Origin of the sequence: Allorhodopirellula solitaria, assembly GCF_007859855.1 — a bacterium.
In the GTDB taxonomy this organism is placed as follows: Bacteria; Planctomycetota; Planctomycetia; order Pirellulales; family Pirellulaceae; genus Rhodopirellula; species Rhodopirellula solitaria.
Window position 1 is genome coordinate 820,542 of the sequence record NZ_SJPK01000001.1, and the last position, 15,089, is coordinate 835,630.

A 15,089-nucleotide genomic window follows, 5' to 3' on the forward strand; every position below is an offset into this window, starting at 1 on the left:
ACAACCGCAGGTGGCGCTGCGCTTTCCTACGTCTATTTTCCTTCATCCCTGACGGGATAGTTGTGGGTAATCATGGACTCGTCGCCTCGTCCACTACTGTGTTATCGTGCGTCGTGGAGTTCGACCTTGAAGTGCAGCGTCGCGTTGGGGGGGATCGCGCCGGGCATCCCCATTGGTCCGTACCCGAGATCCGACGGTACCTCCAACTCGATCATCCCGCCCTCGCTGACCAATTGCAGCCCCTCGGTCCATCCAGGCACGACGTTCTGCAAATTGAAACTCGTCGACTCCCTGCGGTTGTACGAACTGTCAAATTCCACACCGTCGTCGAGCCAGCCGACGTAGTCGACGGTGACAAAGCTCTGTGGGCTCGGCTTGTCACCGCTGCCTCGCCGCAAAATCCGGTACTTCAATCCGGAGTCGGTTGTCGTGAACTCTTTGGGGGCATCGGGGTCTTCCGGCCCCGGCGAACTGCTGCGAGAAAGGGGAGAGCATCCGGCGGTGAGGGCGAGCAGCAGTGGCAGCAGAAAGCGTGGCGACATTTTCGAGTGCAGAGCGGAGAATGGAAACTAAGAGCTGGCACTACGATAGCTTCGAAGTGCCGTGCGGAATACCCAACGACTGGTCAGGACGCTCAGTACCGTGGCCACAGCCATCCACGCTACCAGCCACCACTCCTGAGGGCTGCGTGGTGAGATCGGCTGGGCGAGCAGTCGCGCCGGAACATTGACGACGAGCAGCACCGGTATCACAAACGTGAAGAAACCGTACAGCGGCTTGCCCCAGCCACGGTTGTAGATCTCCATCGGATAACGGCTGAAGTTGGTGATGTAAAACCAAAAATTGTAGAGCGTCTGGTTTCGGCCCAGCCAAATACTCGTTGCCGACAAACAGATCATCAGGCTGTACATGATCGCGACGCCACAGCCGCAGAACACGATGTACAGCACGACCGAAGTCGCTGTCGGTACGTACGGGTCCACCTCGCGATGGGCGAGCTTCCAGAGTGAGACTGCAGCGATCACCAATCCCGCCGCAAAGTTGGCCAGCGAACTCCAATTGACGCGGCGAAATGAGATCAAAAATTGCGTATCGATCGGCTTGAGCAAGGCGAAATCGAGGCCGCCGGTTCGAATCAGTTCACTGAACTCCTCGGCATTGGGCATGAAGAACGCTTGCACGAGGGAGTTGATAAACCATGTCGTCGCTAGGAACAAAAAGAACTTCTCACGGTCCCATCCGGTATCGGCACCGATCGATGTCGTGTGTTCAAAAATGATCAAATAGAAACCAACGTTCATCAATGTCCATCCGAGTGAACTTAAACACTGGAGGACAAAGTTGGTGCGAAACGTCATGTCCCGCACCAAGCTGTTTTGGGCGAACGTCAGAAACACACGTCGATAGCGATTCACTTCGGCAAGCATCGATTAGCCCCCATACCCGCTGTACCGCGCCACGCCTCGAGCGTAGGCGACGCGACAGACCACCATGAAGAAAACCAACCAAGCGGCTTGGATCGCCATCTCCATCGGCAGTTCGTCCGCTGGGATTTTCCCCAAGAAAACGGCCGCCGGGAAGTACGCCAGATACTTCAGCGGCAGGAAACTCACAAAGGGTTCGATCCAATCCGGCAGGAGCGTTAAGGGGAACATGTGCCCGGAGAGAAAGAAGCTGAAGAGCATGTACAGAAACAGCAGCGATGAGACCTCGAGAAACCAAAAGCCAATCATCCCGATCGACGCCTCAAGAAAGAAACCGATGAGGAACCCCATCACGAGCGAAGCGAGAAAGGCAAGGAACTGGTGCAGCGGTGGAAAGCCATCGACGAAGTAGTCACGGCAGAGATAGAACACGAGCGCAAAAGGGGCGACTGCGACCGCGTAGTATGCGACTTTGTGTGCGATGCGGTTGATCAACAGGAAACCGATCAGATCGATGGGTTGGATCAAGTATCGCTTGATCTCACCTTCGCGGATCTGCAGGGCGATCCCCGACGCCAGGTTCGGCATGCTCGAAAACGCCCGGGCGATCATGGTCATCAGATAATAGGCGACCATTTCTCGAAATCCATAGCCGCCAATCCGCACCGGTTCGCTGGCGTCTCCCGTGCTATCGCCCGGGTTGACGACCCCGTTGTGCTTGATCGAATCGAAGATCGCCCACCACAGGAAGATCTGGGTGATGATCGGCAGGAAACGCATCAAGGTGCCCAACGCAAAATCGCCGCGATAGGCCAGACGCTCCGAAAACGCCGTGTTGAAAATCATCGACCAAGTCCGCATCCGCCCCATCCAACCAATGGGCTCGAGATGCGGACGGGAGTAGGAGGTGGTAGACATCGACGGTGACATAAAAAGGAAGAAGCGTTCCAACCGGCCCGGTCAATCGCAAGTTGCGGCAGCGACGAGAGTGGCGGTTGAGCATCAGTGCGTCAAGGATGACAGGGCAAACGCCCGCTACAGGTTCACCGTTTCCCCTGAGCGAGCACTTTCGTAGATCGCGCAGATCAACTCGACGCTCCGGCGGCCCTCGGTACCATCGATCAGGGGCTGGCGATCCTGCTCGATCGACTCGAGAAAATCGTTAAAAACCTCGGTGTGGCCGTGATGCCCGATGGCGGCCGGATCGGCAGCACCGCCGCCCGTCTGAGTTTGACCGGCCATCGATTCGCGAATCGTCTCGTCCTCAGCCGTCTCGTCGGCGAACGTCCACTGGGTGATGTCCTCCTCCTCGAGGACAGCACTCCCCTTACTGCCGGCGATCTCGACTCGCTTGAGCGCCCCGGGGAAGGCGGTCGTGGTGGCTTCGATGACCCCCAAGGCTCCGTTTTGGAACTGGAGATTGGCCACGACAATGTCTTCGACTTCGATCCGCTCATGGGTCATGGTTCCCATCATCGCCGAGACGCGTTTGACCGGGCCCATCAACCACAACAGCAAGTCCACGCTGTGGATGGCTTGGTTCATCAATGCCCCACCACCGTCAAGATCCCAGGTCCCCCGCCACGCGCCGCTATCGTAGTACTCTTGGCTGCGGAACCATTTAACATAGGTATCCCCCAGGGTGACCTTTCCGAACCGACCGGCATCGACGGCCGACTTCATCAGTTGCGACGAACGGTGGAAGCGGCTTTGAAAGGTAACTGCCAATTTCACGTTGGCTTGCTCACACGCGGCGATGATCTCGTCACACCGTTCGGGGGTCACTTCGAGTGGTTTTTCGACGATCACGTGCTTGCCCGCCTTCGCTGCGGCGACGGCCGGTTCCAAATGTGCTCCACTGGGTGTGCAGATTGCCACGGCGCCGATGTCGGGGTTGGCCAACATCTCGTCGAGCGTGGCATAGGCTATGCAGTCCTGGTCGGCTGCAAACTGTTGAGCTCGTTCGAGATTGCGGTTGTAGCAACCGACGAGTCTCCCGCCAGCCGAATCGGCGATCGCTTTGGCGTGAAAGTTGGAGATCATGCCCACGCCGACAATCCCGATTCCGATACTCATATCATTCCTATTGGTTAAAAAGCTGAACTAGCCGAATTTTGCCGATCAGGATACGTTTTCAGCTAGCTTACCGCCACCGCCGCTCCCTACTCCAAACAGCCTGACGTGCCTCCTGCCGCGAAAAAACCGTCGAAACCCGCCCCGAAAGGCAAAAAGGGGTCTCTCAAGGCGGCCAAAAATCAGCTGCGTTCTCTCGACGATGTGCCCGCAGTCCTTGACGCGGCGGCCCAGATCGGGAGCGGGCTCGGTCCTACGGCGCGGCGAACGCCCCTGGCTTTCTCAGGCGTTTGGGGGGGCATCCGTGGGTTGCTGGCCGCCACACTGACGCGGCACACGCCGCATGTCCTGGTACTGCTGCCCCAAGCGGTCGATGCGGACATTGTCGCTGGGGACGTGCGGGCGTTCGGGGTTGAAGACGTCGTCGCACTTCCGCTTTCCGCCGGCGACGGAACGGGATCGTCTATCCGAGACGCTGACTACGCCGCCCGACTGCAGGTTCTGCAATCGCTCAGAGCGCGCGACGATGACTCTCCCGAACCACTCGTTGTCACTGCCTACATCGGCGCGGCGATCCAGCGGGTGCCGTCGGTCGATCGACTCACTCGAGCAACGCGAAAACTCAGCGTGGGAGACGAGGTCGACCCGGCCGAGATCCGCCGGTGGCTGGCCGAAGCCGGCTTCGCAGCGACCACGGCGGTGCACCTTCCCGGTGAATTTGCCAGCCGCGGTGGTTTGCTCGACATTCATTCACCCGATCAGACCACGCCCATTCGGATCGAATGGTTTGGTGACGAAATCGAATCCATCCGCCGCTTCGATGCCGCCACCCAACGCAGCAGCGAGACGCTCGATAGCGTTGAACTCGCTGCGATCGGTGCCGATGGTGTAACCAGCGGTGAGATTCTCGAGAACCTCACTGGAACCGAGTTCGACGAGGACGCCGTACCGGAGGAGTCCGAAGCGGCGGTCAGCGGCCCCGACTTTTCCGTGCCCGATGACTCCGTGGGCGCCGAAGCGACCGTGGTGGATTACCTGCCCAGTGACACGGTCGTGCTGGTGGTCGATCCAGCCGAATGTCAAGCGACCAGCAGCGCGTTGCTGGCCCGGGTCGCCCGCACCGACCGCTTTGTCACCATGGCGGAATTGCTCACCGAGCTTCGCGGCCACCGCGTCGTCACCGGCAGCCAGATCGCCGAGGGCTCCGGCGCCGATCATATCGACCTGCACACCGCAGCAGCCGACAGCTTTGCGGCCTCGCTCGACGAAACCAAGTCACGCGTTGATAGCGTTGCTGCGGGGCATGAGGTGATCGTGGTGGGGGACACTCCTGCCGACGGCCAGCGTCTGACGGAACTGCTCGCCGATACCGATGCAGCGAAGTCCGGACGGCTGCACATGACTGTAGCCCCGCTCAGTGGTGGGTTCCGGCTGAGCGACGCCGAAGTCCTGGTGTTGACGGGGGCAGAGCTGTTTCATCGTAGCCCGGTCCGCCGAGTCAGTTCGCGGGTGCGTGGCAAACCCATCGATAGCTTCCTGCAGCTGACGCCGGGCGACCTCGTCATCCATCTCTCCCACGGCATCGGCTTGTACCGAGGCCTGAACTCGATCGAGAAAAACGGTCAACATCAAGAACACCTCACGATCGAGTTTGACGGTGGCACGAAGATCCATGTGCCAGCAACCCGGATCCAGCTGATCCAACGCTACGTCGGTGGCACCAAAAACCGCCCTCGGTTGGCCAAAATCGGTGGTATCTCATGGAGCAATCAACGCCGAGCTGCTGAATCGGCCGTCACCGACATGGCGGAGGAACTGCTCGAACTGCAAGCCCGGCGAGCCACCCGGCGCGGCATCTCGTTCGATCCCGACAACGAATGGCAGCGTCAGTTCGACGCGAGTTTCCCCTACCTGGAGACACCCGACCAACTCACCGCGATCGACGCAATCAAAGCGGACATGGAGTCGCATCAGCCGATGGACCGACTGATCTGTGGCGATGTCGGATTCGGTAAAACGGAGGTCGCAATGCGGGCGGCCTTCAAAGCGGTTACGTCGGGATACCAGGTCGCGGTGTTGGTGCCCACGACAGTACTCGCTGAGCAACATTTCCATTCGTTCTGTGATCGGATGGCGGAGTTCCCCGTCGAGATACGCAAACTTTCGCGGTTCTGCACAGCCGCCGATCAGCGTCAGACCGTCAAAGACATTCGCAGAGGCAAGGTTGATATCGTCATCGGCACGCACCGTGTCGCCAGCAAAGACGTGGACTTTCACAACCTTGGCTTGGTCGTGATCGACGAAGAGCAACGATTCGGCGTTGCTGTCAAGGAGCGGCTCAAGACGCGTCACACCAATGTCGATGTCGTCACGCTGTCGGCCACGCCGATCCCCCGCACGCTCCATATGGCATTGGTCGGTGCTCGCGATATCAGCAACTTGGAAACACCGCCTGCCGAACGCATTCCCGTCGAGACCAAAGTCACCCGCTGGGACCCCAAACAGATGCGATCGGCGATCGTTCGGGAACTCAACCGGGGTGGGCAGATGTACTTTGTCCATAATCGGATCGGCGACATGCATGAACTCGCGGCCAAGATCAATGAAGTCGTTCCGGAGATCCGGATCGGGATTGGTCATGGTCAAATGGGCGAGGGTGAGCTCGAACAGATCATGATCGACTTCATCGACCACCGGTTCGACATGCTATTGGCGACAACGATCATCGAAAGCGGGTTGGACATTCCCAATGCCAACACGATGTTCATTGACGAGGGCAACCGATACGGACTCAGTGACCTGCACCAACTCCGCGGCCGAGTGGGGCGTTACAAGCACCAGGCGTACTGCTATTTGCTCGTCTCGCCGACAAGACATCTCACGCCCGAAGCGAGCAAGCGACTGCGGGCGATCGAGGAGTATTCGCAAATGGGGGCGGGGTTCGCTATCTCGATGCGCGATTTGGAAATTCGCGGCGCCGGCAATCTGCTCGGCAGTCAACAGAGCGGCCACATCGCTGCGGTCGGCTACGAATTGTATTGCCAACTGCTCGAGGACGCGGTTCGCCAAGCCAAGAAGCTGCCGCCGAAACTATCCGCCGACGTCGATATCGACTTGCCCATCGAAGCCTACCTGCCCGATGAATACGTGCCCGACCTACGGCACAAGATCGATTTGTATCGACGCATGACCCGGATCAATCATGCTCAGGAAATCACACAGTTGCGTGAGGAACTGATGGACCGGTTCGGACCGCTACCCGATGCGGCGATGCGAATGACTCAGCTCTGTGAACTGCGGCTCGATGCTGCGGCTTGGGGGATCCAGTCGATCGCACACAATGACCGCTTCATCGTGCTGCAATACGCCAATAAACGCCGGCTCGAAGAACTCGTCCGCAAAGCCTCTGTGCCCGTTCGGATCGTCGATTCCCGCAAGGCATATGTCCCGACCAAAGGTTTTGACATGAGCCACCCCACCGGCGAAGCCTGGCTGCAGTTGGCCCGCGCCGCTCTGTGGATCGGTTAGGCACCGCAGATGACATTTTTCGCGTGATACGTTGGCTGACTGGGCTGTCGTTTTATTGAGTCGAAACGCGTCGGGAATGGGGGAGTAATCAGTGTCGTATTGGACGAAGCAACGAGCTGCTCGATACCCAGAAGTATTCCGTCAGGGATCATAGAAAATAGCCGGTGGTTTGAGCGCAAGCGAACACCACCGGACACGCCAGAAAAGCTCTCGCTAGATTCGCCACTCATTGATCGTGCGTTGCTGAGCGGTCGGGTGGGCGGCGTTACCGACGGTGTGTCTCACCACGGCAATCGGCACACGCCCCACTGGCCACAGTTTTCATCAACGCCAACCTCGATCGTCGTCAACACGTCGCCAAACTTATCATGCGTCTGCTTGCGCACCCGCTCAGCGATGACGCGGGCAATCTCCTCGGCGGTCGTGTTGACAACGGGCAGGATCACGGCGTCTTCGTTGGGGAACACCCAACGGCGGTCACGGAATCGCACCGTGGTTTCTTTGTCGTCTTCCGAGACGAGAATTTCGCTGTGATCGCGGGGCAGCAGCACGTGGTGGTCGAGTGCCTGCGTCTCAGCCAACACGGCGTCACGCAGGGCAATGAAATCGACCACGTAGCGGTTCTCGTCGAGTGGCCCTTCCACGCTCACGCGGACGGCATAGTTGTGACCGTGAATCCGCTCGCAAATATCACCGGCGAAGGTGATGAAGTGTGCCGCCGAGAAGACGAACTGTTCCTTGGTCAAGTCGACACGAAAGCTGGGCTCGTTCATGCGATGGTACCTATGGGTGGATAAGAGTCGGTGCGGTGAAGTTCCCGCCAGCCATGCTGCCATGCCAATGACGGCGTGCAACAACATAGCCCGGGGCGATCGTCTTGCAAACGCAGTCCACACACAGCCACTGCTATAGCCCCACGAAGGGTACCGGGACGAGCAGTGCGTGCTGGCGAACCCAGGTGTCGACACCGTCCCAACTCGTGTATTGGCTCGCCCCGAGTACGACAAGGTAGACCAACACGATCGCTGGAACGACGAGCAAGCGAACGCCCCAGCGGGAAAGGAAATCCCAGTTTTCCCGCAATCGACTGCGGCTGGGCTGCCCACTTTCACTCGCCTCGACGCGCAGGCGCCGACATCGCCTCAGGGCCAATCCCGTTGCGATTCGAGCAGGCAGCATGAATGCAACGAAAACCACGCAAGGCAGCCACGTGATCTCTTGCGGGGTTGCTTCCACTTTGAGCAGGTATAGCGGAAGTGGAAGCACCACCAGGGTGAGCAGCATCGCCGCGGCATAACTCCAGGGGGCGTAAGCCAAATCCCGTCGCACACGCCGCCACTGAAAGATCGCCCGCAGGCAGTTCTCAGCTGCAAAATGAGCCTGCAGCATTGGCAAAGTCATCAGCACCAAACCCAGCAGGATCAAGGCGGCTACTCCCACCAGTCCCGCGGCGGCACGCTGACCATCGCGAGTGACGATCATGATCAACATGGCGGGCAATAGCCAAATCAATGTGCCCACCGCGCCGCGAAGTCCCAGCCAAAACAGCATCGGCAATCGCAGTGAAACCAGGAACCGCCAAAAGGAGTCCGCGGCATCCGTCCAGAGCGAAGGACGCCAGGCGTTTCGAAAAAACCGAATCGGCTCGGGCCAAACAAAGTGGCGGAGTTGCCCGCCCCGCACCCACGCCCACCAGAGATAGACCGTTGTCAGCACCGAAACCAGGATCGTGACGAGACGCAGCAGCGTCGCCGTCTGCGAATTCGGTTCGATGATGGCAACCACCGACTCCCAGTGGACGAGCAATCGGATAGGCAAGGACGCGATCCCAAGCGAGGCCGCGATCACACCAATTTTGCCCGCCGCTGCCAAACCCGGCAGACTGTGCCGAAAGGTCTCACCGTTTGCCAATCGGCCAGCGACCAGTAGCAGGTAACCCAGCACGAGGATCTGCAACAGCGGGATCGCGGTGACCACCGCGAGCAGGACCACGAGCCAGCTCAGACACCATAGGTTCCGAGCCGCTACGACCATCGCCCGACTCGTCCGCCACAACCAACCGGTACGGTTGGCGTCGGTGGCCGCGACATCCACGTCGAGCGCTGTCGCCGGAGGAGAACTCAGAACTGCGGAAGAGGGATCGAAAGCACCAGCCCAACTCATCGAGCAACCTTCTCTGGGGGTCATGCCGGAGGCTCCCGGATGGTCCGTCATCCGGGAGTCTCGTTTCAGCGATCTAACAACTTAGATCGAACCATTCATCGTTCAGACAATCGGTTCGATCTCGACCGAGCCGTTGGCGTGCCGTTGCTCCAAACGGCCGATCGTCTTCTCGACCAGGTGCCGCAGTTTGTCGGCCGCACCTTCAAATGCGTCTCGAACCGTCGTGCTGTGGTGCCGCACGGAAATTGGCTTGAGACCTCGCAAGCGAGCCTCCATCACACACCGCTTGTCAAAATCCTCATTGTGGCCCACGTGCTTGTCGTGAGCATGCTCTTCGGCCAGGAAGACTTCGACACGTGTGATCCGTCGTTCGTACCGCTCGAGAGCGTGTTCGACCGATTCCTGCACGTGAGCATAAAGTGCTTCGCCACCTTGGATATGGTTGTCGGTGTGAGTCTGAATCTGCATTTGGTCATCCTTTCACGAGTGATGATGGGGTGGGCGACATGCCGCACCCAGAATCAATTATAGTGCAATCGCAACACGACATGAGCCGCTTGCGTTAAATTATCGCCCCCTCGCGACAGGTCGCCCCACCCCGTTGGCTTCTCAAAAATGAACTCGATGCAGTCTACCTATTCAGGCGGCGTATTCAGCGACACGCTCGCCGACGGAAGGGCTGGTGGTGAGGTGGAACTCATGCCCGCAGGGATCGCGATTCGTTGCCCCGATGGCGAATTTTTCGTGATCCCGTATCGCGAATGCCAGGTCGAGATGGGGGGCTACCATGGACGGATGCTGTTTTGCCGCAACCCGGATCGCAGCTTGACGATCTACAGCGAGGATGCCCAGTTTCGCCGCGACCTGTCTCTCGCGGCCGCTGGAATGCTCGACGAACAGTTAGCAATGGGAAACAGGCAACGCCGCAGTGAGTCTCGCCGCAGCTTGTTTTACGCAGTCGCATTCGTAGCGGCCACCTTGGTGGTCGTCGTCGCCGGATACTTCGCCGTCCGCAGCGGGGCCAAAGCCGCGGTTTTGGCACTCCCGACGAGCGTCGACGCAAAGATCGGTGACGCGGCGATGCAGTCAATGACATTGGAGGGACCGCAGGTCGAGGACCCGGTCATCGTGGACGCGATGCAGTCGATCGTCGATCGCTTGGAACCGCAGGCTGCTGTCGAAGGTTTTCAATTCAAAGTGCACGTGGTCGATTCGCCGATGGTCAACGCGTTCGCGCTGCCCGGCGGAAATATCGTTGTCTACACGGGCCTGATCCGCAGCGCGACATCGGCTGAGCAGGTGGCCGCGGTACTCGCCCACGAGATGGCCCACGTCACCCTGCGGCACGGGCTGCAGCGGGCCGGTCAGTCCCTCGGAATTTGGGCTGGGATGTCGCTGCTGATCGGCGATGTCAGCGGACTGATGGGTGCGGGCGTGGACCTTTTTCAAACCGCCTCGGCGAACCAGTACTCACGGCAACACGAGAACGAGGCGGATCGTGAGGGCGTGCGGATGCTGCAAGCCGCCGACATCGATCCCGCCGCGATGACGCAGCTCTTTGCTGCCATCAATAAGGAGCAGGGGGATCTGCCAGAAATTTTTGCCTGGATCAGCACTCACCCTGACGACGCGTCTAGAATAGCCCAAGTGGAGGCATTGATTCAAAAGTTGCCACCACGCGATTACCGTCCCATCGATGTGGATTGGGCTGCTGTGCAAACGCAACTTTCCGACCTTCCCGCCAACCAACCGCCGGGTGACTGATGCAAGCTGAAATTCACGATCGTCCCTCCTTTGCGAATATCCGCGTTCACTTGGAGCCCGGTGAAGAAATCGTCGCCGAGGCCGACGCGATGGCCAGCATGAGTTCGTCGATCGAGATGAAGACGCAGTGGAGCGGGGGCTTCGTCAACGGCATTCTCAAACGCCTCTTTGGTGGCGAATCGATGTTCGTCAATCGGTTCTCGACGCCCAGCGGCGGGGACATTGTCCTCACGCAAGCTTTCCCCGGAGACATCCAGTGCCTGGAACTCAACGGCAATACCATGTTCCTGCAACCCGGGGCTTTCATCGCCTGTGAGTCCGGCGTGAAGCTGGGGCTGGGATGGGCGGGGTTGCGAATGTTCATCGCCCGCGAAGGCTTGTTCCGGCTCAAGGTCAGCGGGAAAGGACGAATCTGGTTCGGAGCCTACGGCGGTATCTTTCAGCGCGAAATTGACAGCGAATACATCGTTGATACCGGACACCTAGTCGCTTACGAACCGACCATCGGAATCCGTGTCGCCATGGCTGGCGGTTTGTTCTCGAGCTTCTTCAGCGGCGAGGGGTTGGTCACACGCGTGTCCGGCCCCGGTCGCATCTACATGCAGTCGCGATCGTTTGACGGTTTAGCGGCGTGGACCAATTCGCACCTCTACTAATCCATCATGCAACATCAACTGCTCGCCCAACCGGCGATGTCCGTCGCAAAATTGACCATGCAGGCCGGTGAATCGGTCACCTGTGAAGTCGGCGCGATGATCGCCATGACCAGCGGCTTCAATGTGGAAACCACCTCTCGCAACAAAGGCGGTAGCGGTGGTCTCGCCAAGGGGCTCAAACGCATGTTCGCAGGCGAGAACTTTTTCCTCAATCACTTCACCGCGACCGCCTCGGATCAAACCCTGATGATCGGTCCCGGGTTACTCGGTGATGTGATGCACTACCCGCTCTTGGGCAACACGTTGATCGTGCAAGGGTCGAGCTGGTTAGCGTCTGCGGTCGGCATCGAGATCGATGCGACCTGGCAGGGATTCGGCAAGGCGTTGTTCAGCGGCGAGGGAATGTTCTGGGTCAAGTGCAGCGGCAGTGGCGACTTGTTCCTCAATAGTTTTGGTTCGATTTATCAGGTCGATGTCGACGGAGAGTACGTCGTCGACACAGGCCATATCGTTGCTTTCGACGACACGTTGCAGTTTCGCGTTGGCAAAGCGGGCACGAGTTTGGTGGGCAGCATCCTCGGCGGTGAGGGTTTGGTTTGCAAATTTAGCGGGCAAGGAAGACTGTATTGCCAGAGTCACAATCCTCCCAGTTTCGGCAAGTTGCTCGGCCCCAAACTGAAAGCGAGATAACGCACCATGATCAGTATCGCATGTCCTCATTGCCAAAAACGCTACCGTTTGGACGACAAATTTGCTGGCAAGAAAGCGAAGTGCAAAGGCTGTGGCCAAGTGATGTCAATCAAGGCATCGCCAACCGCCGATTCGACGGCTACGCTACCGAGCCAAGACCCTCTCGCTGCAAACGGCCCCCCCGCCCAGAATCAACCTCACACAACCCCCGATGACGCGGCGGCAGTTCCTCCAGCGGAAACTGCGGCCCCGATCACCGAAACCACTTCGACCGCGACGCCAGTCTCTGCGGTGGAGCCACTCGCGGCCGGGGTTCCGCCCGCGCAAGGAGCCGCTACCGACAACAACTTCGCAAGCGTTGGATCGCCTGGCGGGCAGCCTGGGGGTGCTCCACACCAGCCCAACCGTGAGCAGGCGTCCCGCGGCGAAGCCTCGCAAATTTTGCGGGGCACGACCAATCACCTGCAATACGAGATCAGCCAACGTCCCGATTTTTCGATCGTGAAGGTAGAGATTCCCCAGGGGCGTAAACTCTATGCCGAGCCGTCGGCGATGGTTTCGATGACCCCCTCGATGCACTTGGAGGCGGGATTCAAAGGCGGGATTGGGAAAACCTTTGGCCGATTGCTTGGTGGCGAAAGCCTGATCATCAACACGTTCACCGCCCAAGACGGTCCCGGCGAAGTCATGTTCGCTGGGGGAGCCGCCGGCGACGTCGCCTACCACCGGCTCGAAGGCAATTCGCTGTACCTGCAACGCGGTGCCTACATGTTCAATAGTGAGGGTGTCGAGGTTTCAGGGAAATGGCAGGGTGCCAAGGGTTTCTTCAGTGGTGAGGGACTCGTCCTGCTCAAAGCAAGCGGGACCGGCGATATCTTCTTCAATTCCTACGGCGCCATTGTCCCCATCGATGTGACGGACGGGTTCATCGTCGATACTGGCTATGTCGTCGCCTTCGAAGAATCGCTGCAATACCGTGTCACGGTGCTACCTGGTCTCCGCACGGCGGGCAAGATCAAGTCATTCTTCTTTGGTGGCGAGGGGCTCGTGTGCCAGTTCGCTGGGACCGGACGCGTCTGGGTGCAAACCCGACAGGTGAAATCATTCCTGTCTTGGGCCCACAACTATCGGCCCGCCAAGAGCAATTGAGTTTCGACTGCGACGGACATCCTCGCCACACCTGTTTCGGTCGTTGTGGCCAAGTTGGATCAAGACGTCGCCTGGATGTTGCCCCCCACAGCTCATCGCGTCAATCTGCCAGAGACTCAAGCGTCACACCATCCTTGGCCGCATTGATGAACTTCGTTGGTGCGGGAAGCCGCCCCGCAAACACGGGGTTCCCACCAAACATCGACGCCGCCGCGGAACCGCCAGGCACCGCAGTCGTGAAATTTTCGGGGCGCGCGTGCGTCGGCATCTAGGCTGCCAAGACGGGAAACAAAATCAGGAACAAGGTGAGGTTGCGAGTGATCGTCATGGCAGTGGCGTGAAAAGCACAGGGAACGCGACGGTGACTGTCTCGCAACCTCGAAGTTGCACTACATGCCACCACGTATGACGGGCGAGGAAACAACCTGGCAACGGAATGACCGCGGCTCCCGGTGGATTGAGCGAATCTTGATCGGCTGGCTCAACGCCGACCATTGAGCCGAGTGTGGCGAACAAGAAAATCTCGCGGTTTCCATCCTAGCACACACCGTATCGCTGGCTCGAGAACCTGCCTTTGCCCGTGAAACTGCGGGTCCTCGGCAAGGAAACTACGGGCATTCTATGGGGATCCTTTGGCGACAGCCCTGAGGAGAATCTAGTCGCACTCACTGATTGGCGATGAACTTTGGCCCGCCAATTGCATCTGCGTCGAGGTGTGCTTTCGACGTGGAAGCCTAATTAACTCAACTACAAGGAATATGAAATGAATTGGGACAAAATCCAAGGCAACTGGAAACAAGCAAAAGGTCAAGCCCAACAACAGTGGGGCAAGCTCACCAACGATGACCTCGACGTCGTTGATGGCAAGCGTGAAGAGCTCGTCGGTAAAGTTCAGGAGCGATACGGCATCGCTAAGGACGAAGCTGAGAAGCAAGTGTCGTCCTTCGAGAGCTCTTGCAACTGCTGAACTGCAGCGTTGCGACTCGATCTTTCCTTCTCTCCCTCCCCCAATTGGAGACCTAAAATGAACCGTACATTCCAATCCGCCGTGGCAACGGTAGCGATCGCGTGCTTGACCATCGGAACCGTGTCCGCGCAGGACTCCACAACACGTGACCGAAATAACCGCCAAAGAGGCGATGCCGACGCTGGCAGACTCGACGAAGTCACGCGTGGCGCAAACATCCGTGTAAGCCAACTGATTGGCTACAACATTCAGAACTCGCAAGGCGAAAGCGTCGGCGAGATCCAAGACATCGTGATGAATTCCCGCACGGGCAGAGTCAGCTACGTTGCTGTTACCTACGGCGGCTTCCTCGGTGTCGGCAACAAGCTTTTCGCCGTACCATTCGCTGCACTGAAAGTGCAGGTGGATCCCGATGAGGTGGGCGACGATGACATCGATGAGGACGACTACACATTGGTGTTGGACGTCACTCAGGAACAGCTTGACGGGCAACAGGGCTTCGATGAAGACAACTGGCCTGACATGGCTGATCGTCAGTGGAGAGCCGACCTGGATAAGCGTTATGGCGTCGAGCGCAGGATGAACGCAAGAGACCGCCAACAACGCCAAAATCGCCAACGCAATAGCGACCAGTAATTCTGGCGGACCGTTGTCGACAGCGAACAGGTCGCAAGA

15 protein-coding genes are annotated in these 15,089 nt (G+C 58.8%); 7 read left to right on the plus strand and 8 right to left on the minus strand.

Features of this window, described 5'->3' with window-relative positions; translation table 11 throughout:
• Positions 1-101 precede the first annotated feature (101 nt).
• The 4 genes from CA85_RS03170 to CA85_RS03185 form a co-directional block, all read right to left on the minus strand.
• Positions 102-542 carry an FKBP-type peptidyl-prolyl cis-trans isomerase gene (locus CA85_RS03170; RefSeq protein ID WP_186774709.1) on the minus strand — a complete coding sequence of 147 codons (441 nt, stop codon included), beginning with the start codon at positions 540-542 and terminating at the stop codon, positions 102-104.
• Between the two features lie 27 nt (positions 543-569).
• Positions 570-1,427 (minus strand): ABC transporter permease, encoded by an 858-nt coding sequence (locus tag CA85_RS03175; protein WP_146389800.1) that lies wholly within the window; start codon positions 1,425-1,427, stop codon positions 570-572.
• Positions 1,428-1,430: 3 nt separating this feature from the next.
• A complete protein-coding gene (locus CA85_RS03180) occupies positions 1,431-2,342 on the minus strand; it encodes an ABC transporter permease (protein ID WP_146389801.1) in 912 nt (303 codons plus the stop codon).
• A gap of 117 nt (positions 2,343-2,459) precedes the next feature.
• Complete coding sequence (locus tag CA85_RS03185; protein ID WP_146389802.1) at positions 2,460-3,500, minus strand: Gfo/Idh/MocA family protein; 1,041 nt, start codon at positions 3,498-3,500, stop codon at positions 2,460-2,462.
• 201 nt (positions 3,501-3,701) lie between these two features.
• On the opposite strand from CA85_RS03185, the gene mfd reads away from it, so the two are divergent.
• Positions 3,702-7,025: a transcription-repair coupling factor gene (gene mfd / locus CA85_RS03190; RefSeq protein WP_246112446.1), complete on the plus strand. Its 3,324-nt coding sequence runs from the start codon at positions 3,702-3,704 to the stop codon at positions 7,023-7,025.
• Between the two features lie 281 nt (positions 7,026-7,306).
• Here the strand turns inward: mfd and CA85_RS03195 are convergent, their stop codons facing one another.
• The 3 genes from CA85_RS03195 to CA85_RS03205 form a co-directional block, all read right to left on the minus strand.
• Positions 7,307-7,798, minus strand: coding sequence for a 6-pyruvoyl trahydropterin synthase family protein (locus CA85_RS03195; protein WP_146389804.1), 492 nt, complete (start codon positions 7,796-7,798; stop codon positions 7,307-7,309).
• Positions 7,799-7,931: 133 nt separating this feature from the next.
• Complete coding sequence (locus CA85_RS03200; RefSeq protein ID WP_146389938.1) at positions 7,932-9,059, minus strand: DUF4013 domain-containing protein; 1,128 nt, start codon at positions 9,057-9,059, stop codon at positions 7,932-7,934.
• 231 nt (positions 9,060-9,290) lie between these two features.
• Positions 9,291-9,656 (minus strand): HPF/RaiA family ribosome-associated protein, encoded by a 366-nt coding sequence (locus CA85_RS03205; RefSeq protein WP_146389805.1) that lies wholly within the window; start codon positions 9,654-9,656, stop codon positions 9,291-9,293.
• 156 nt (positions 9,657-9,812) lie between these two features.
• Between CA85_RS03205 and CA85_RS03210 the strand changes: the two genes are divergently transcribed.
• From CA85_RS03210 to CA85_RS03225, 4 genes are read left to right on the plus strand one after another with little or no spacing between them, the layout of a single operon-like run.
• Complete coding sequence (locus CA85_RS03210; protein WP_146389806.1) at positions 9,813-10,952, plus strand: M48 family metallopeptidase; 1,140 nt, start codon at positions 9,813-9,815, stop codon at positions 10,950-10,952.
• Positions 10,952-11,608, plus strand: coding sequence for a TIGR00266 family protein (locus tag CA85_RS03215; protein ID WP_146389807.1), 657 nt, complete (start codon positions 10,952-10,954; stop codon positions 11,606-11,608). Before CA85_RS03210 ends, CA85_RS03215 begins: the two co-directional genes overlap by 1 nt.
• A gap of 6 nt (positions 11,609-11,614) precedes the next feature.
• Positions 11,615-12,298 (plus strand): TIGR00266 family protein, encoded by a 684-nt coding sequence (locus tag CA85_RS03220; protein WP_146389808.1) that lies wholly within the window; start codon positions 11,615-11,617, stop codon positions 12,296-12,298.
• Between the two features lie 6 nt (positions 12,299-12,304).
• On the plus strand, positions 12,305-13,447 hold the full coding sequence (locus CA85_RS03225; protein WP_146389809.1) for a TIGR00266 family protein: 1,143 nt from the start codon (positions 12,305-12,307) through the stop codon (positions 13,445-13,447).
• Between the two features lie 100 nt (positions 13,448-13,547).
• Here CA85_RS03225 and CA85_RS24700 read toward each other — a convergent pair whose 3' ends face one another.
• Positions 13,548-13,715: a hypothetical protein gene (locus CA85_RS24700; RefSeq protein WP_186774710.1), complete on the minus strand. Its 168-nt coding sequence runs from the start codon at positions 13,713-13,715 to the stop codon at positions 13,548-13,550.
• 495 nt (positions 13,716-14,210) lie between these two features.
• Here CA85_RS24700 and CA85_RS03230 point away from each other — a divergent pair, with 495 nt between their 5' ends.
• Together CA85_RS03230 and CA85_RS03235 are read left to right on the plus strand one after the other, a co-directional pair.
• Positions 14,211-14,414, plus strand: a complete 204-nt coding sequence (locus tag CA85_RS03230) for a CsbD family protein (protein ID WP_146389810.1) — start codon at positions 14,211-14,213, stop codon at positions 14,412-14,414.
• A 57-nt stretch (positions 14,415-14,471) separates the two neighbouring features.
• Entirely contained in the window at positions 14,472-15,050 is a 579-nt protein-coding gene (locus tag CA85_RS03235; RefSeq protein ID WP_146389811.1) for a PRC-barrel domain-containing protein, read from the plus strand.
• Positions 15,051-15,089: the final 39 nt, after the last annotated feature.